This is a genomic window from Rhodococcus sp. NCIMB 12038 (genome assembly GCF_002165735.1).
In the GTDB taxonomy this organism is placed as follows: Bacteria; Actinomycetota; Actinomycetes; order Mycobacteriales; family Mycobacteriaceae; genus Rhodococcus_F.
The window spans coordinates 22,702-40,580 of record NZ_NHML01000015.1 but is presented as its reverse complement, the minus strand read 5'-3'; the positions used below and the strand labels follow the sequence as shown (position 1 = coordinate 40,580).

Sequence of the window (17,879 nt, the reverse complement as noted above, 5' to 3'; positions counted from 1 at the left end):
GGTTAATAAGTACTCACGGGCGGCGAAGCCGCATCGCCGAACGGATCCGACGTACGGCCGACCAGGTCGGCGACCGATTTGAGCACCGCGGTGGGGCGGTAGGGGAACAGTTCCACCGAATCGCGCGTCGAGATTCCGGTAAGGACGAGGATGGTCTGCAGCCCGGCCTCGAGTCCGCAGACGATGTCGGTGTCCATGCGGTCACCGATCATCAGTGTGTTCGCGGAGTGCGCGCCGATGGCCCGCAGCGCCGAGCGCATCATCAGCGCGTTCGGCTTGCCCACGTAGTACGGGTCGCGACCGGTGGCCCGGCTGATCAGTGCCGCAACGGATCCGGTGGCCGGAAGCGAACCCTCGCGCGACGGTCCGGTGGGGTCGGGGTTGGTGGCGATGAAGCGAGCACCCCTCTCCACCAAACGAATTGCGGTGGTGATGGCCTCGAACGAGTAGGTGCGGGTCTCGCCGAGGACCACGTAGTCGGGATCGTTCTCGGTGAGGACGTATCCGATGTCGTGCAGCGCGGTGGTGAGCCCGGATTCGCCGACGACGTAGGCGCTGCCGCCGGGGCGCTGGTTCGCCAGGAACGTCGCGGTGGCGAGGGCGGACGTCCAGATCGATTCCTCGGGAATGTCCAGCCCGGTGCGGAGCAGCCGGGCGCGGAGATCGCGCGGAGTCCTGATGGAATTGTTGGTCAGGACGATGAACGGGGTACCGGACTCCCGGAGTTCGGCCAGGAACAGGTCGGCCCCGGGGACCAGATGCTCTTCGTGGACGAGAACGCCGTCCATGTCCATGAGATAGGTCCAGCCCGGGTGCTCTACTTCGTTGCTCACCAACTCAGTATGGGGGAGCGGGAGGGTGCATGCGCGACTATGCGAGCAGCCGGAACAGGCCGACGAGGCCGACGACGACGATGGTTCCCCGCAGTGCGGTGGGGGACAGGCGGCGGCCGTAGCGGGACCCGAGGACGCCTCCGATCAGCGAGCCCACCGCGATGAGGCCGGCGGCTGCCCAGCTGATCCGGTCGAAGGCCACGAGGGTGTACGCGGTCGCCGCGACGACGTTGACGATGAGCGACAGCAGATTCTTCGCGCCGTTCATCCGTTGCAGGCTCTCGGGCAGGATCGCGCCCATCACACCCATCAGCAGAATGCCCTGAGCAGCGGTGAAGTATCCGCCGTACACGCCGACGGCGAACGTGCCGACGGTGAGCAGGGTGAGCCGCGTGGTGCTCAGGCCCGCCTCGTGGCTGCCGCGCTGCTTCGCCCAGGCCTGGATCTTCGGCTGCAGCACCACCAGGATCAGGGCGAGGATCAGCAGCACCGGGACGACGAGTTCGAACACCGTTTCGGGGAGGTGCAGCAACAGCCACGAGCCGAGTACCGCACCGCACAGAGACGCCGGGATCTGCCACCGCAGCCGCGGTCCCTGCCCGGCAAGCTCCCGCCGGTACCCCCACGTGCCGGACACGCCACCGGCGACCAGGCCGATCGCGTTCGACATCGTGGCGGTCACCGGAGGGAACCCGAATGCCACCAGAGTGGGGAAGGTGATGAGCGTGCCGCTGCCGACGATGGCGTTGATCGCGCCCGCGCCGACGCCGGCTACCAGGATCGCGATGACTTCGAGTGGTGTCACCGAGGCGACGTTACAAGGGGCGCGGACGGCCCGGCAGCCGGGTCGCGCGACGGTGGCGATACGTGACTGCGCGTCCCATCCAACCGCATCCCCGGCCACTTGTCAGCACTTCTGCGCACGGTGATTCTTGCGTTCGCTCGGCACCATTTCCCCTGTGTTGCAGGGAAATACCCCGTGTTGACGACGTCCGGGAATGCAGCTAGTGTTCGCTTCAACCATCCAGAGCGACCGAGAGACCTGGCTCGTTGACGTCGCAGCAACCCTTCCGAATAATTCGGGTGCGGGTGCTACCGCCAGGATCGATGGAAGGCAGCACATGAATTACCCCGCGCGCCCCGCGTGGCGCAGACGGCACATCGACCTGTGCCGGACCACTTCCTGCCACTGTTGACGAGGTCTCACAGCACGCTCACCGGGTAAAACGCCAGGTGAGCGCCTGACGCGCGCCCGCATCCCGCGGAAGACGCGCCCGCCTCCCCGTCCCGTTTCCAGGTGAAAGGCCGCCTCAGTGATGTCTGTTCCCAGTGGTGAGCGAGTGTGAGCGCCCCCACCCGGGCGCGTTCGGTCGCGCCCCTCGATTCCGAACCCTCCGGCGCCGGTGACCGGCCGGCGGACGCCGCCCTGCAGGTCGCGCGGCGGTGGCACCCGTGGCGCTGGGTGATCAGCGCCGCCGTGCTGGTGCTACTCGCCCAGTTCGTCCACGGCCTCGCCACCAACCCGGGATGGGACTGGGCGACGTTCGCCAAGTACTTCACCGCCGGGTCCGTGCTGCAGGCCCTGTGGATGACGGTGAAGCTGACACTCTGGGGGACGGTCCTCGGATTCGCGCTCGGTGTGGTGCTGGCGGTCAGCAGACTGTCGCACAACCCGGTGCTGCAGGTGATCGCCTGGGTGTACATCTGGGCGTTCCGGTCGATCCCGCTGATCGTGCAACTCCTGTTCTGGTTCAACATCACGTACCTGTATCAGACTCTGTCGCTGGGCATTCCGTTCGGACCGGACTTCTTCACGTTCGAGGTCAACGGCGTCATCAGCGGCTTCACCGCCGCCGTCATCGGTCTGGCGCTGCACCAGGCCGCGTACTCCGCCGAGATCATCCGCTCCGGCATCATCTCGGTGGACCACGGGCAGATCGAGGCGGCGCAGTCGCTGGGCATTCCGCGTCGTCGCCAGTTCTTCAAGATCGTTCTGCCCCAGGCGATGCGCGGCATCCTGCCGAACGCCGCGAACGAGGTGATCAGCCTGTTCAAGGGCACGTCGATCGTGTCGACCATGGCTATCGCGGAACTGTTCTACCAGGTTCAGGTGATCTTCGGCCGCAACGGTCGCGTCGTGCCGCTGCTGATGGTCGCGACCATCTGGTACATCATCCTGACCACGCTGCTGTCGATCGGCCAGTACTACGTCGAGCGGCACTACGCGCGCGGATCGGCTCGGGCGCTGCCCCCGACTCCGTGGCAGAAGGTCACCCGGAAATTCGCCGAGATCCGCGACGCCGGTGTCTCCGTACCGAGAGGTGCCACGAAATGACCACCGACACCCAGCAGGCGGAGTTCGCGGTGGAGGTTCGCGGAGTCCACAAGTCCTTCGGCGCACTCGAAGTCCTCCAGGGTGTGGACCTGCTGGTCCGCAAGGGTGAGGTGACGGTGATCCTGGGCCCGTCGGGTTCCGGCAAGTCCACGCTGCTGCGCACGCTCAACCACCTGGAGAAGGTCGACCGGGGCACCATCCGGATCGACGGCGACCTCATCGGCTACCGGCGCAAGGGGAACAAACTCCACGAACTGCGGGAACGCGACATCCTGAGGCAGCGGTCCCGGATCGGATTCGTGTTCCAGAACTTCAACCTTTTCCCCCACCTCACTGTGCTGGAGAACGTGGTCGAGGCACCGGTGTCGGCGCAGGGCCGCGACCGGACCGAGGTCGAGGCCGAGGCGATCGCCCTGCTGGAACGGGTCGGCGTGGGTGACAAAGCCCACGAGTACCCGCGGCAACTGTCCGGCGGCCAGCAGCAACGGGTCGCGATCGCCCGAGCCCTCGCGTTGCGTCCGGCCGTGATCCTGTTCGACGAGCCCACGTCGGCCCTCGACCCCGAACTGGTCGGTGAGGTCCTCGCCGTGATCAAACAACTGGCACGCGACGGCGCCACCCTTGTCATCGTCACCCACGAGGTGGGTTTCGCGCGGGAGGTTGCCGACACGGCCGTCTTCATGGACGCCGGTGTCGTCGTGGAGCAGGGCCCGCCCGCGCAGGTCATCGACGACCCGCAGCACGACCGCACCAAAGCATTCCTCTCCCGAGTTCTCTGACCTCCACACCTCGGTGTGGATCCCCGAAAGGCGCACATGTCCACCGCACGGTTCCGTAAGAAGATTCTGGCCTCGGCCCTCACCACCGTCGCGCTGCTCGCCGCCGCGTGCGGTGGCGGCGACGTCGAGGACGAGGGGGCGGGGCCGACCTCCGCCACCGGATACAACCTCACCGCAGATCAGAATCGCATCACCACCGACGAGGTCGAGTCGATCGCCGCGAAGGTTCCCCCGCAGATCCGCGACCGCGGCACGCTCATCGTGACGGGCAGTGCCGGTTCCGCCCCGCCGCTGCGCTTCTACGCCGACGACGACAAGACGCTCATCGGCTCGGAGACCGACTTCGCGTACCTGATCGGCGACGTTCTCGGCCTGAAGGTGGACCTTCAGGCGGCGGACTGGGCGCAGAACTTCGTCCGGATCGATTCGGGGGAGGCCGATGCCTTCATCTCCAACGTCACCGTCACCGAGGAGCGGAAGGAGAAGTACGACTTCTCGACGTACCGCCTCGACACGGTCGCGTTCGAGACGAAGAAGGACAGCGGAATCCAGATCAAGGAACCCAAGGACGTCGCGGGACTGAAGATCGCGGTCTCCTCCGGAACCAATCAGGAAGCGCTGCTGGTGAAGTGGAGCGAGCAGAACGTCGCGGCCGGCCTCGAACCCACCGACATCACCTACTACCAGAACGCCACCGACTACTACCTGCCCCTCGCGTCGGGCCGCATCGACGCCTACTTCGGGCCCAACCCGTCGTCGTCGTTCCACGTGGCACAGGCCGGGGAGACCGAGATCGCTGGAACGTTCTCGGGCGCGGGCGACGCACTCCAGGGTGAGATCGCCGTGCTCACCAAGAAGGACAACGGGCTGATCACCGCAGTCAACGAGGCCATCAACCACGTCATCGAGAACGGCACGTACGCACAGGTTCTCGACCGCTGGAACATCGCGAACGAGGCCGTGAACACATCGGTCGTCAACCCGCCCGGGCTCCCGAAGACCAGCTGACAAGGAGGAACTGTGAGCGAGAGGACCGACCCCGTGCAGACCGTCTTCGTCGATCAGACCGATCCACTGGCCGCGCCGCTGCTCGAAGAACTGGCGACCGAATACAGCGCTCGGTACGGGCGCTCCCGCGACCAGATGTACGAGGACCTCAGCACGTATCCGGCCGAGGAGTTCGCCGCACCGGGTGGCGCGCTGCTCGTCGTGGTCGAGGACGGGACGTCGGTGGCGGGCGGGGCCTTCCGCCGCTACGACGACACGACCGCGGAACTCAAGCGGATCTGGACCTCGTCCTCGCACCGCAGACGCGGACTCGGGCGCATCGTGCTGCGGGAACTCGAGGCCGAGATCGTCCGGGCCGGTTACTCGCGCATCTTCCTCACCACCGGGCCGCGGCAGCCCGAGGCGGTGGCCCTGTACCTGGCCGCGGGGTACACGGCGCTGTTCGATCGCTCCCTCCCACCGCAGGACGTCGGGATCCACGGATTCGAGAAGGTCCTGCACTCCGCCCTGCCGTCCGACTGCGCCGCAAAGGAGTACGAGTCCGTATGAAGTTTCTGCTGATGAGTCTGATCACTCACCAACCGGATCCGGTGACCGGGGAGATGATCGGCACCGCGGCCAGGCTGCGGGAGGTCGTGGACTCCGCCGTCCTCGCGGAGCAACTGGGGTACGACGGTTTCGCGGTGGGCGAGCGCCACGAACATCCCTTCCTCTCCTCGTCGCCGCCCGTGGTGCTCAGCGCCATCGCGGCGCGGACCACCACCCTGCAGTTGTGGACCGCGGTGACCACGCTGAGCCTGCTCGACCCGGTCCGTGCGTTCGAGGACTACTCGACGCTCGACAACCTGTCGGGTGGCCGGCTGCAGCTCATCATCGGCAAGGGAAACGGCACCGCGCAGGCACAGCTGTTCCACGTCACACCGGACGACCAGTGGGACCGCAACCGCGAAGGGTACGAGCTGTTCCGGAAGTTGTGGGAGAGCGAGGACGTCACCTGGGAGGGCACGTTCCGCCCGTCACTCGAGCACGCCGTCGCCCTGCCCCGGCCGCTACAGCCGCGGATCCGGATCTGGCACGGCAGCGCGACGAGCAAGGAGTCGGTGGATCTCGCGGCCCGCTACGGGGATCCGATCTTCTCCGCGAACGTGACATACCCCATCGACTCGTACGCCGAACTCGTCCGGCACTACCGGGAACGGTGGACCCATTACGGCCACGATCCCGCCGACGCCCTCGTCGGCGCCGGGACCGCCGGGTTCTCCGTCACACCGAACTCGCAGGACGCACTCGACGTGTGGCGTCCGATTCACGCCGCCCGGCTCGACTTCGCCCGCAGGGTAGGCCTTCCGGTGGTGTTCGAGACCCTCGAGGACTTCGTCGAACGCAGCTCCGCGCTGATCGGCAGCCCACAGCAGGTGATCGACAAGGTGCAGCGCTACCACGAGCAGTTCGGCCACGAGGTGATCCACCTGAGCGCCGACCGCGTCGGCAACGACAAGCAGCACCGCGAGAGCCTCGAGCTGTTCCAGGCCGAGGTGGCGCCCGCGCTGCGCGAGACCATTCCGAGCCGCCCCCTCGCGGCCGACACAGAGGAGCGACAGGCATGAGCCTGCATCTGGGCATCGAACTCGACGGTGAGGGAACGCATCCCGAGGCCTGGCGGCGCGCCGCGCACACACCCGACCGGTTGCTGACCGGGCGAACGGTGGCGGACAGGGTGGCGGCGGCGGAGAACGCGGGTTTCACGTTCGCCTCCTTCGACGATTCGCTGCTGCCGCCTGGCGCCGACGGGGGACCCGCCGGCCGGATCGACGCGGTGAACCGCGCCGCGTTCGTGGCCGCGACCACCAGCACGATCGGCCTCGTACCGGTGGTCGGCACCACCTACGCCGAGCCGTTTCACACGTCCTCCCAACTCGCGACGCTCGACTATGCGTCGCGGGGCCGCGGCGGCTGGATCGCAGCTCGCGACACCGACCCGCGGGTCGCGGGGGCACTGGGCCGGACCGAGATCACCGCACCCGCCGACCTCGCGCGGGAGGAGCGGGACGCGATCGCCGTGGTCCGGGACCTGTGGGATTCCTGGGAGGACGACGCGGTGATCCGCGACTACGCCGCCGGCCGCTTCGTCGACCGCGACCGGTTGCACTACATCGACTTCCAGGGTGAGACGTACACGGTGAAGGGTCCGGCGATCGTGCCGCGACCGCCGCAGGGGCAACTGGTGGTGTTCGGATTCGACGGGCAGACCGATCCGTCCCAGGTCGACGTGGTGCTGGTGTCCGGAGCGACACCCGGTGACATCGCCGACGCGGCAGGACGGGCGAAGGACGGCGGGGCGACGCTCGTGTTCGCCGAACTCGACGTGGCGCTCGGCGCAGCCACTCCCGCCCCGCCGAGCGGGCGGCTCTCGTTCGCGGGCGAGGCCACCGGACTGGTGGATTTGCTGCGCGCACTGGATTCGCACGTCGACGGTGTGCGGCTGCATCCCGCCGTCGTCGACGAGGACCTCCTGGTGCTGGCGCGGTACGTGATCCCGGCACTCCTGCGCGCCGGTGTCGCCCACCGTCCCGTTCCCGGTTCGACCCTGCGCAGCACGCTCGGCCTCGACCGTCCCGTCAACCGATTCCGGGCCGAGCGCCTCGAAGAATCCTCTCGCTGAAAGGTTGTGGAGATCATGACCGACAACTCGTATGCACGACCCGGTGCCCAGGTGCATTTCGGTGTCTTCTTCCACGGTGTCAACCACACGACGATCTGGTCCGATCCGACCAGCGGATCGCAGATCGACTTCGAAACGTTCCGACGGGTGGCGCAGACCGCCGAGCGGGGCCTGTTCGACGCCTTCTTCCTGGGTGAGGGCCTGCGCCTGCGGGAACAGGAAGGCAAGATCCTCGATCTCGACATCGTGGGCCGGCCGGATGCGATCACCCAACTCGCGGCGCTGGCAGGCATCACCCGGAACATCGGGCTGGTGGCCACCCAGAACACCACCTACAACGAACCGGCCGACCTCGTCCGGCGGCTGTCCGGGCTGGACCTGCTGTCCGGCGGCCGCGCCGGCTGGAACGCCGTCACCACGGACAACGCGTGGACCGGTGAGAACTTCCGGCGCGGCGGCTTCCTCGATCACGCCGACAGGTACGAGCGGGCCGGGCAGTTCCTCGACACGGCCCGGGCGATCTGGGACGGGTGGGCCGACGGCGTCGTCGCGACGAGCACCGACGCGCCGTCCTGGGCAACCACGGGTGGTGTGCAGGAGGTGCCGCGGCGCACGTCGCAGTTCGACGTCACGATCACCCCCACCCTGCCGCGCAGCGCGCAGGGCCATCCCGTCATCTTCCAGGCAGGCGACTCACCGGCAGGCCGGGACTTCGCGGCCGCGCACGCCGATGTGATCTTCTCCCGGCACGGAACTCATTTCGACGAGGCCTTCGCCTTCGCCGAGGACATCCGGGCCAGGCTGCGCCGCGCAGGACGCCCCGAGGACGACATCAAGATTCTGCCGGGCACCCAGATCGTGCTCGCGGAGAACGCGTCCGAGGTGGAGGACAAGGTCCGCTGGGTCCTCGAAGGCCAGTACACCGGGCAGACGGCGTTGTCGCTGGTCGGGCAGGTATGGGGTCGTGATCTGTCCGATCGCGACCCGGACGGTCCACTGCCCGAATTCGATCCGGTGCCCGCGCCGATCTCCGTCACCCGCGGGGCCGCGCGCGACGGAAAGGATCCGCTCGCCATCGCCCGCGAGTGGCGGGCCCTGGCGGAGGCACAGAACCTGTCGCTGCGGCAGGTCGCGATCGCGACGACCCAACGGTCGGGATTCGCGGGCACCCCCGGGCAGGTCGCCGACGAACTCACCCGGTGGGTTCGCAGCGGCGCCACCGACGGATTCAATATTTCTCCGTATCTGGTGCCCACCGGACTCGACGAGATCGTCGACCTGCTCGTGCCCGAACTGCAGGAGCGCGGTTCGTACCGAACGGAATACGAAGGCTCGACCCTGCGTGAGCATCTCGGTCTCCGCCCGCCGCTGTCGCGACGGGAACTCCCGCCCCGGCAGGCCGTCGGGTAGCGGGGGCCGTGTGGCGCGACGACCGGCGATCTCTTACACTCGGTAACGACCATCCAGAGCGACCGAGAGACCTGGCTCGTTGACGTCGCAGCAACCCCCCGCCCTGCGGGTGCGGGTGCTACCGCCGGGATCGATGGAGGAACGATGTTGACCGAAGGCTTCGTGAGCGCCTGGGGGCGTCTGCACGTCGATCTCTGCCGGCTGTCCACCTCGATCTGTCACAGCTGACCTGACACCCCGGCACCTACCCGGGGTTCCTGCTCTACACACCGCATCCGCGTCGGATCCGGTGTCCCTCACCTTTCTGTGTGCGTGAGCGCTGCCCACTCGACGGGCAGCGCGCACGGCACGTCTTCGAGATCACGGAGTTCTCGGTGCCATCAGTGCCTTTGTCCTCGTTCCACCGCGGCCGCATCGCGGCAGGTATCGTCGCCGCCGCCGTGCTGGCCACGACGCTCACCGCGTGCGGTGGCGGTTCCAGCAGTTCCTCCGCGGACGCGGGCCCGCCGCAGCCCGGCGGCACCCTCCGCTACGGCCTGTCCCAGGCACCCACGTGCGCCGACCCCGCGCAGTCGGGCACCAACCAGACGATCTACGTGGCCCGCCAGGTGGTGGACTCGCTCACCGACCAGGACCCGGAGACGGGCGAACTGAAACCGTGGCTGGCCGAGAGCTGGGACACCGACGCCGACGCGTCGTCCTTCACGTTCCACCTGAAGGAGGGTGTGACGTTCAGCGACGGAACACCTTTCACCGCGGAGTCGGTGAAGAAGAACCTCGACGCCATCGTGAACACCCTCACCGGAGCCAAGGCCGCACTGGGTGCCAGCTACCTCACCGGGTACACCGGCACCACCGTGATCGACCCGCAGACCGCACAGGTCGACTTCGCCGCACCCAACGCGCAGTTCCTCCAGGCGTCGTCCACCCCGCAGCTCGGCATCCTGTCCGACGCGTCCGTCGCGAAGTCCGCCGAAGAGCGGTGCACCGGCAGCATCTCGGGTACCGGGCCGTTCACGTACGCCGACTACCAGCAGGACAAGTCGGTCACCCTCGCCAAGCGCGCCGGATACAACTGGGGTTCCGACGTGTTCGGCCACGACGGTGAGGCCTACCTCGACACCATCGAGTTCACCGTCGTCCCCGAATCCGGTGTCCGCACCGGCAGCCTGTCCTCGGGACAGCTGGACGCGATCAGCGACGCGCTGCCGCAGGACGCCCCGCAGATCGAAGGTGCGGGCGGGCAGGTGCTCACCACGTCGAATCCCGGAACCCCGTTCGGCTTCCAGCCCAACGTGACCCGCGGACCGCTGGTCGACCCCGCCGTGCGCAGCGCGCTGGTCCCGGCGATCAACCGGCCGGAACTGGTCGACACCGTGCTCGGCCCCAACTTCAAGCCGGCCACCAGCACCCTGGCCAGCCGCACCCCGGGCTACGTGGCACTGCCGGACGTGACGTACGACCCGGAGAAGGCGAAGTCGATCCTGGATCAGGCGGGCTGGGTGCCCGGCGCCGACGGCATCCGCGAGAAGGGTGGTCAGAAGCTCGCCTTCCCCGTGCTGTTCAGCTCCGTGTTCGCCGGCAACCAGGCCATCCTGGAATTGGTGCAGCAGCAGCTCAGAGCGGTGGGAGTGGACCTGCAGCTGGACCTCGTGTCGACCCCGGAAGCGACCGCCCGCCAGAATTCCAAGGACTTCGACGCCACCTACTACAACAGCACCCGCGCCGACGGTGACATCCTGCGCACCCAGTTCGGACTCGAAGGCCGCAACCTGAACAGCCGCGGCCCGATTCCCGCGCTCGACGACGTGCTGGCGAAGCAGCTCGCCACCACCGATCCCGCCGCGCGGAGCACGCTCGTCGCCGACGCCCAGCAGCAGGTGCTCGACAACGGCCTGTGGATCCCCACGGTGGAGTTGTCGCAGGCGATCGGCGCGGGCCCGAACGTGCAGGACCTGAAGTTCGAGGCCTCGGCCCGGCTCCAGTTCTTCGACACCTGGATCAGCGGACGCTGACCCATGATTCGCTACCTCGGACTCCGCGTGCTGCAGGCGATCGCCGTCCTGTGGGCGACGTTCACCGTGTCGTTCGCCGTGCTGTTCCTCCTGCCGTCCGATCCGGTGAGCATCGCCGTCGACTCGGCGTCCACCGGAACGACGGTCGACGCGGCCGCCGTCGCGGAACTGCAGGCGCGGTACGGGCTCGACCAGCCGGTGTGGGTGCAGTACTGGAATTCGCTGAGTCACGCCGTCCGTGGTGACTTCGGGTGCTCGATCGCCACCGGGCAGTCGGTCACCGAGGCCATCGGCAACGCGGTGCCCAGCACACTCGCGCTGGCGTCCACGGCGCTGGTCCTCGCCGTCGTGTTCGGGGCGGGGGTCGCGTTCCTCGCCACCTACACGCGGATCCACTGGGTGCGGAACCTGCTGTTCTCTCTGCCCCCGCTCGGTGTAGCGGTACCGACGTTCTGGGTGGGCCTGATCCTGCTGCAACTGTTCTCGTTCCGGCTGAAGGCGTTCCCCGCGTTCGGCGACCAGGGCGTCGCGACGCTGGTGCTGCCCGCCGTGACACTCGCGCTCCCGACCGGGGCCGTGATCGCCCAGGTGCTCGCGGCGAGTCTGCAGACCACGTGGCGGCAGCCGTTCATCGAAGCCGCGCGGGCGAAGGGGGCCTCCCGCTGGCAGATCCAGACCCGGCACGCGCTGCGCCTGTCGAGCATTCCCGCGTTCACCATCGCCGGCGTGCTCGTGGGCAATCTGCTGGCCGGATCGGTCGTCGTCGAGACGGTGTTCTCCCGCGCCGGGGTGGGTCGCCTCACCCAGACTTCCGTGATGGCCCAGGACATTCCGGTGGTCCAGGGAATCGTGGTACTGAGCTCCCTCGTCTACGTCCTCGTCAATCTCGCCGTGGATCTGCTCTACCCGCTGATCGACCCCAGGATCGTCGAGGGCAGGCGGAGTTCCGAGCGCACCGACACCGTCGCGCAGGAAGAGGAGAAGGTTCATGTCTGACATCCTCACCAGGGAACTGATCGAGGAGGCCGAGGGTTTCGGCCCTCCGCCGGTCGAAGCGCCTCCCGCGACCGCGCCCCGTCCGCACGGTCGCGGACGCCGCGTGGTGGCGTGGTGGCGTCGCAACCTCGTGCTCGTCGCCTCGGCGGCGGTGCTCCTCGGAGCGGTCGGATTCGCGGTGGCGCCGTCGGTGTTCGCGAGCGGTGACCCCCTGGTCGGGGTGCCCGCGCAGAAACTGCAGGCGCCGAGTGCCGCGCATTGGTTCGGCACCGACAACATCGGCCGCGACGTCTACACCCGGGTGGTGCACGGCGCCGGATTGTCGCTGACCGCAACGCTGCTGGCGGTGGGCATCGCGCTGGTGGCCGGCTCGGTGATCGGACTGCTGTCCGGTGCTCTCGGCGGCACACTGGACGCCGTCCTGATGCGGATCGTCGACGTCCTCCTGTCCATCCCCGCGCTGCTGCTGTCGCTGGCACTGGTGACCGCACTGGGATTCGGCACGGTCAACGTCGCGATCGCGGTGGGAGTGTCGCTGATCGCGAACTTCGCACGCGTGATGCGGTCGGAGGTGCTGCGGGTGCGGAGGTCGTTGTACGTCGAGGCCGCGTTCGCCTCGGGTGTCCGCTGGCACACGGTGCTGCGCCGCCACGTGCTGCGGAACTCGTACGCCCCCGTCGTCGCCCTGGCGGCGGTCGAGTTCGGGATGGCGGTCCTCGCGGTGTCTTCACTGAGCTTCCTCGGATTCGGCGCGGTGCCGCCCACCCCGGAATGGGGCTCGCTGATCTCCGAGGGGCGGAACTACCTCGCCACTGCGTGGTGGATGACAACGCTGCCCGGACTGGTGATCGTGGCCGTCGTGCTGTCGGCGCACCGGCTCGGGCATGCACTGGAACAGAGGGAAGTGCGATGAGCGCCAACGACACTCCGCTACTGCAGGTCTCCGGACTGCGGGTGGCGTACGGGAGCGCGAGCGAACCCGTCGTGGCCGTCAAGGGCGTCGACCTCACGGTCTCGCGCGGGGAAGTGGTGGCGGTGGTCGGCGAGTCCGGCTCCGGAAAATCCACCACGGCGCACGCCATCCTCGGACTGCTCAGCGGATCCGGGCGGGCCGTCGCCGGCACCGTCACGTTCGACGGTGAGCGTCTCGACACCAAGTCGGAACGCGCACTCGAACGCGTCCGCGGCGCCCGGATCGGCCTCGTTCCGCAGGACCCGACGACGTCGCTCAACCCCGTCCTGCGGGTCGGCGCCCAGGTGGCGGAGGTGCTCCGGATCCACGGTCTCGCCGACCGGAGGCCCGCGGGCATCGAGGCGGTACGCATTCTGGCCGAGGCCGGGATCGACGAACCCGAGGTGCGGGCGCGGCAGTACCCGCAGGACCTGTCCGGCGGGCAACGGCAACGTGTCCTGATCGGGATCGCGCTGGCGTGCAGTCCCGAACTCGTGATCGCGGACGAGCCGACCAGCGCCCTCGACGTCACGGTGCAGCGCCGGATCCTCGATCATCTCGACGCGCGGATCGCCGAATCCGGCACCGCGGTCCTGTTGATCACGCACGATCTGGGTGTCGCGGCCGACCGGGCCGACCGGATCGTGGTGATGAGCCAGGGCGAGGTGGTGGAGGCAGGCCCCACCCGTCAGATCCTCGAGAACCCGCAGCACGAGTACACCCGCACCCTGCTGGCCGCGGCACCGAGCCTGTCGGTGGGGCAGGAACGCACCCGCGACGAGGAGGCGGGCGGCGCCGGCCCCGACGTCCTGCTGCGCGTGTCGGGGGTGTCCAGGACGTTCCGGATCGACCGGCGCACGTCCATCGACGCCGTCCGGGACGTGTCGTTCGAGGTTCCCCGCGGGCGCACCCTGTCGCTGGTGGGGGAGTCCGGGTCGGGCAAGTCCACGGTGGCCCGGATCGCGATCCGGTTGGAGTCTCCCACCGCGGGCCGCGTCGAGTTCGACGGCCGGGACATCACCGCCCTGCGCGGCGGCGCGCTGCGGGCCCTGCGCCGGCGAACCCGTACGCCTCCCTCGATCCCAAACTGGCGATTTCGGACATCGTCGCGGAACCGCTCGGTGCGTTCGGCGTCGGAACCCGGGCGGAGCGGGTGGCGCGGGTGGCCGAACTGCTCGAACAGGTCGCGTTGCCGCGCACCTACCTCGAACGTCGGCCGGCCGAGCTGTCCGGCGGGCAACGACAGCGGGTCGCCATCGCCCGTGCGCTCGCTCTGCGCCCCGAACTCGTGGTGCTGGACGAACCGGTGTCGGCCCTGGACGTCTCGGTGCAGGCGCAGATCCTCGGACTGCTCGAGAACCTGCAGCGGGAACTCGGGCTGAGCTATCTCTTCATCTCGCACGACCTCGCCGTGGTCCGGCAGATCAGCGACACGGTCGCGGTGATGCGGTCCGGCCGCATCGTCGAATCGGGGACCGCGGCCGACATATTCGACAACCCGCGCCACGACTACACCCGGCAGTTGCTCGACGCCATCCCGGGCCGGTCCGTCGGGCGCCCACGTTCTGCACAGCTGGAGGAATCGATTCATGCCTGAGCCACGCCGTCCCCTCGTCGCCGTCGATCTGTACGGCACGGGGATTCATCCGCAGTCCTGGCGTCGCCAGGACTCACGCGCCGAAAACCTTTTCACCGCCGCCTACTGGACCGGCCTGATCGGGCAGGCCGACTCGGCCGGAGTCGACCTCGCGTTCGTCGGCGATTCCTTCGCGATCGCCACCACCGGACATGCCGATCAGCGTGGGCAACTGGACGCCGTGGCGATCACCGCCCGTGCCGTCGCGTCCACCGAACGCATCGGCCTCGTCCCCACGGTGACCGTCACGCACACCGAACCGTTCCACGTGTCCAAGGCCATCGCCAGCCTCGACCACGCGTCCGGCGGCCGCGCCGGGTGGCAGGTGGACGTGTCCTCCGGTCAGGTCCAGGCGGATCTTTTCGGGCGCAAGGACGCACAGGACGCCGAGAGCCTGTGGGCGGAGGCGGCCGACGCGATCGAGGTGGTCGGCCTGCTGTGGGACAGCTGGGAGGACGACGCCGAGATCCGCGACGCGGCCACCGGCCGCTTCATCGACCGGGACAAGCTGCACTACATCGATTTCGAGGGAGACCACTTCTCCGTGAAGGGCCCCTCGATCACGCCGCGGTCCCCGCAGGGGCAGTCGCTGATCGTGATCGCTGCGCAGGACGAGCACTCCACCCGGGTCGCCACCGCCCGCGCCGACGTGATCCGCGTCGACGCGCCCACCGTCGACGCCGCACGCGACGTCGCGGCCCGGGTGCGACGTGCTGCGGCCGAGGCAGGTCGCGACCCCGCGTCGCTGCGGATCCTGCTCGACGTCGAGGTGGTGATCGCGGAGACCGCCGACGCCGCCGAACGTGACCTCGCGCAACTAGAGAACTGGTCCGGCGCCCGGCACGAGCCGGCGTCGGTTCTCTACCGCGGCGACGCGCCGGGGCTGGCCCGGCTGATCACGGACGTGGCGGCCACCGGGGACGTCGACGGCGTCACGCTCCGGCCGCTCGCGCTGCCGTCCGGTCTGGACGCCATCACCGGGGACGTCCTGCCCCTGCTGCGCCCGGACGACCCGGCCCCGGGCGGCGGACTGCTCCGGGAACGGCTCGGCTTCACCCGTCCCGCCAACCGCTTCGCCGGACAGGACTGACATCATGAGCAACCAGCGCAAGCAGATTCACCTCGCCGCACACTTTCCCGGCGTCAACAACACCACCGTGTGGAGCGACCCCGAATCGAGGAGCCAGGTCGACTTCGCGTCGTTCGTCCACCTCGCGGAGACGGCCGAACGCGGCCTGTTCGACTTCTTCTTCCTCGCCGAAGGCCTGCGCCTGCGCGAGCACCGGGGCCGGATCCACGACCTCGACGTGGTGGGCCGCCCCGACACGTTGACGGTGCTCGGCGCGCTCGCCGGCGCGACCACCCACCTGGGCCTGGCCGGGACGATCAACACCACGTTCAACGAACCGTACGAACTGGCACGGCAATTCGCCTCACTCGATCACCTGTCCGGCGGCCGGGCCGCCTGGAACATGGTGACGTCTTCGGATGCGTTCACGGGGGAGAACTTCCGGCGCGGCGGATATCTCGACAAGGCCGACCGCTACGTCCGCGCCGGCGAAGTGATCCAGGGCGCCCGAAAGTTCTGGGACAGCTGGGATCAGGACGCACTGCACATCGACCGCACCCGGGGAGTGTTCGCCCCGGACCAGTCGATCCGCGAGGTCACGCACTCCGGTGCGCAGTTCGACATCCGGGGACGCTTCAACATTCCCCGGAGCCCGCAGGGACACCCCGTGCTGCTGCAGGCCGGCGATTCCGACGAGGGCCGGGAATTCGGCGCTGCGCAGGCCGACGCGATCTTCACCATCCACGGATCGCTCGAGGACGGCCAGGCGTTCTACGCGGACGTCAAGGGCAGGCTCGCGAAGTACGGGCGCGGCCACGACGATCTCAAGGTGCTGCCCGCCGCGACGTTCGTGCTGGGCGACTCGGCGGCGGACGCGGCCGAACGCGCCGACCACATCCGGCACCAGCAGGTCGGACCGCAGACCGCGATCGCGTTCCTCGAACAGGTCTGGGGGCGTGACCTTTCCGGGTACGACCCGGACGGTCCGCTACCGGACGTCGAACCGGCGGAAGATTCGACCATCACCCGGGGCCGGGTCCGGCACGCGAAGGACCCCCGCGAGATCGCCGGCCAGTGGCGGGCGAAGGCGGAGGCCGAGAAACTCAGCATCCGCGAACTGATCATTGCCGTCACCACCCGCCAGCAGTTCGTGGGAACCCCCACCCAGGTGGCCGAGGAGATCGACCGCTACGTCCAGGCCGACGCGTGCGACGGCTTCATCCTGGTACCGCACCTCACCCCGGCCGGGCTGGACGAGTTCGTCGAGAAGGTGGTCCCGGAGTTGCAGAACCGCGGCAGTTTCCGCTCCGAGTACTCGGGGACGACCCTGCGCAGCCATCTCGGACTGCGCCATCCGCATCATCAGACAGAAGGAGTTCGGGCATCATGACCGCAGTCACCGAAGACGCGACATTCGAGCAGGGCTGGCAGGACTGGCACTCGGCGCGCGAGGACTACTTCCGCGAACCGCTGGGCTGGCTGAGTCTCACGGCGCTGCACTGGCTCGTCGAGACCGACACCACGTTCCCCGACCTTCCCGGAAAATGGCGGGCCGACGCGGACGGCCTGATCGTCACGGCCCCGGCCGACGCCGGTCTCGAGATCGACGGCGAGACGGTCGACGGCACGGCGACCCTGGCACCGCAGGAAGGCGCACCCGGTCTGCTCGTGCGCCACGGGAACCGCACGATCGAGGTGATCCGCCGGACCGGTGACGTCGCCCTGCGGATCCACGACCCCGAGGCCGCCACCCTCGCCGCGTTCACCGGCATCCCGGCGTTCCTCCCGGCGCGGCAGTGGGAGGTGCCGGCAACGTTCACCCCGTTTCCGCAGTCCCGTGTCGTGACGACGGGTGCCGTCGTCGAAGGGCTCGAGCACCACCACACGGCGCTGGGGTCGCTCGCCTTCGAGTACGACGGCGCCGCACACGAACTCGTCGCGTTCGCAGGCAAGGACGGTGGGCTGCAGGTGCTGTTCACCGACGCCACCAGCGGGGTCAGCACGTACCCCGCGGCACGGTCGCTGGCAGTCGACGCCCCCGCCGCGGACGGCCGGGTGATCCTCGACTTCAACCGGGCGTCCAACCTGCCGTGCGCGTTCACCGACTACGCCACCTGCCCGGTCGCGCCAGCCGAGAACCGGCTGACGCTCGCGGTCGAGGCCGGCGAGAAGAACCCGCGGTAG

The 17,879-nt window shown here is 68.8% G+C and carries 17 protein-coding genes, 1 pseudogene and 2 riboswitches; of the genes and pseudogenes, 16 read left to right on the top strand and 2 right to left on the bottom strand.

Going from position 1 to position 17,879, the window contains the following annotated elements; genetic code table 11:
* Positions 1-2: 2 nt before the first annotated feature.
* The gene (locus CA951_RS23005) at positions 3-794 is read right to left on the bottom strand and encodes an HAD-IIA family hydrolase (protein ID WP_087559024.1); all 792 of its coding nucleotides are present in this window, start codon (positions 792-794) and stop codon (positions 3-5) included.
* Between the two features lie 76 nt (positions 795-870).
* Positions 871-1,638, bottom strand: a complete 768-nt coding sequence (locus CA951_RS23000; protein ID WP_087559023.1) for a sulfite exporter TauE/SafE family protein — start codon at positions 1,636-1,638, stop codon at positions 871-873.
* A 212-nt stretch (positions 1,639-1,850) separates the two neighbouring features.
* Positions 1,851-1,947, top strand: a riboswitch (SAM riboswitch).
* Between the two features lie 7 nt (positions 1,948-1,954).
* Here CA951_RS23000 and CA951_RS45165 point away from each other — a divergent pair.
* The 16 genes and pseudogenes from CA951_RS45165 (at position 1,955) to CA951_RS22930 (ending at position 17,879) form a co-directional block, all read left to right on the top strand.
* Positions 1,955-2,029, top strand: a complete 75-nt coding sequence (locus CA951_RS45165) for a putative leader peptide (RefSeq protein ID WP_369426197.1) — start codon at positions 1,955-1,957, stop codon at positions 2,027-2,029.
* A 146-nt stretch (positions 2,030-2,175) separates the two neighbouring features.
* A complete protein-coding gene (locus CA951_RS22995) occupies positions 2,176-3,168 on the top strand; it encodes an amino acid ABC transporter permease (RefSeq protein WP_087559022.1) in 993 nt (330 codons plus the stop codon).
* Positions 3,165-3,947: an amino acid ABC transporter ATP-binding protein gene (locus CA951_RS22990; RefSeq protein WP_087559021.1), complete on the top strand. Its 783-nt coding sequence runs from the start codon at positions 3,165-3,167 to the stop codon at positions 3,945-3,947. Before CA951_RS22995 ends, CA951_RS22990 begins: the two co-directional genes overlap by 4 nt.
* A gap of 36 nt (positions 3,948-3,983) precedes the next feature.
* Complete coding sequence (locus CA951_RS22985; protein WP_087559020.1) at positions 3,984-4,955, top strand: ABC transporter substrate-binding protein; 972 nt, start codon at positions 3,984-3,986, stop codon at positions 4,953-4,955.
* A 12-nt stretch (positions 4,956-4,967) separates the two neighbouring features.
* Positions 4,968-5,504: a GNAT family N-acetyltransferase gene (locus tag CA951_RS22980; RefSeq protein ID WP_087559019.1), complete on the top strand. Its 537-nt coding sequence runs from the start codon at positions 4,968-4,970 to the stop codon at positions 5,502-5,504.
* A complete protein-coding gene (locus CA951_RS22975; protein WP_087559018.1) occupies positions 5,501-6,562 on the top strand; it encodes an LLM class flavin-dependent oxidoreductase in 1,062 nt (353 codons plus the stop codon). Before CA951_RS22980 ends, CA951_RS22975 begins: the two co-directional genes overlap by 4 nt.
* Positions 6,559-7,617 (top strand): LLM class flavin-dependent oxidoreductase, encoded by a 1,059-nt coding sequence (locus CA951_RS22970; RefSeq protein ID WP_087559017.1) that lies wholly within the window; start codon positions 6,559-6,561, stop codon positions 7,615-7,617. The genes CA951_RS22975 and CA951_RS22970 overlap by 4 nt, the downstream gene beginning before the upstream one ends.
* A 15-nt stretch (positions 7,618-7,632) precedes the next feature.
* Complete coding sequence (locus CA951_RS22965; protein ID WP_087559196.1) at positions 7,633-9,027, top strand: NtaA/DmoA family FMN-dependent monooxygenase; 1,395 nt, start codon at positions 7,633-7,635, stop codon at positions 9,025-9,027.
* 46 nt (positions 9,028-9,073) lie between these two features.
* Positions 9,074-9,167, top strand: a riboswitch (SAM riboswitch).
* A gap of 4 nt (positions 9,168-9,171) precedes the next feature.
* On the top strand, positions 9,172-9,255 hold the full coding sequence (locus CA951_RS45160; RefSeq protein WP_310794466.1) for a putative leader peptide: 84 nt from the start codon (positions 9,172-9,174) through the stop codon (positions 9,253-9,255).
* Between the two features lie 155 nt (positions 9,256-9,410).
* Complete coding sequence (locus CA951_RS22960; RefSeq protein ID WP_087559016.1) at positions 9,411-11,042, top strand: ABC transporter substrate-binding protein; 1,632 nt, start codon at positions 9,411-9,413, stop codon at positions 11,040-11,042.
* A 3-nt stretch (positions 11,043-11,045) separates the two neighbouring features.
* The gene (locus CA951_RS22955) at positions 11,046-12,038 is read left to right on the top strand and encodes an ABC transporter permease (protein WP_087559015.1); all 993 of its coding nucleotides are present in this window, start codon (positions 11,046-11,048) and stop codon (positions 12,036-12,038) included.
* Entirely contained in the window at positions 12,031-12,951 is a 921-nt protein-coding gene (locus tag CA951_RS22950) for an ABC transporter permease (protein ID WP_087559014.1), read from the top strand. Before CA951_RS22955 ends, CA951_RS22950 begins: the two co-directional genes overlap by 8 nt.
* Positions 12,948-14,587: pseudogene (locus CA951_RS22945) on the top strand (dipeptide ABC transporter ATP-binding protein). Before CA951_RS22950 ends, CA951_RS22945 begins: the two are co-directional and overlap by 4 nt.
* Positions 14,580-15,716, top strand: coding sequence for an LLM class flavin-dependent oxidoreductase (locus CA951_RS22940; protein WP_087559013.1), 1,137 nt, complete (start codon positions 14,580-14,582; stop codon positions 15,714-15,716). Before CA951_RS22945 ends, CA951_RS22940 begins: the two are co-directional and overlap by 8 nt.
* Positions 15,717-15,720: 4 nt before the next feature.
* Positions 15,721-17,085 carry an NtaA/DmoA family FMN-dependent monooxygenase gene (locus CA951_RS22935; protein ID WP_087559012.1) on the top strand — a complete coding sequence of 455 codons (1,365 nt, stop codon included), beginning with the start codon at positions 15,721-15,723 and terminating at the stop codon, positions 17,083-17,085.
* Entirely contained in the window at positions 17,082-17,879 is a 798-nt protein-coding gene (locus tag CA951_RS22930) for a DUF1684 domain-containing protein (protein WP_087559011.1), read from the top strand. The genes CA951_RS22935 and CA951_RS22930 overlap by 4 nt, the downstream gene beginning before the upstream one ends.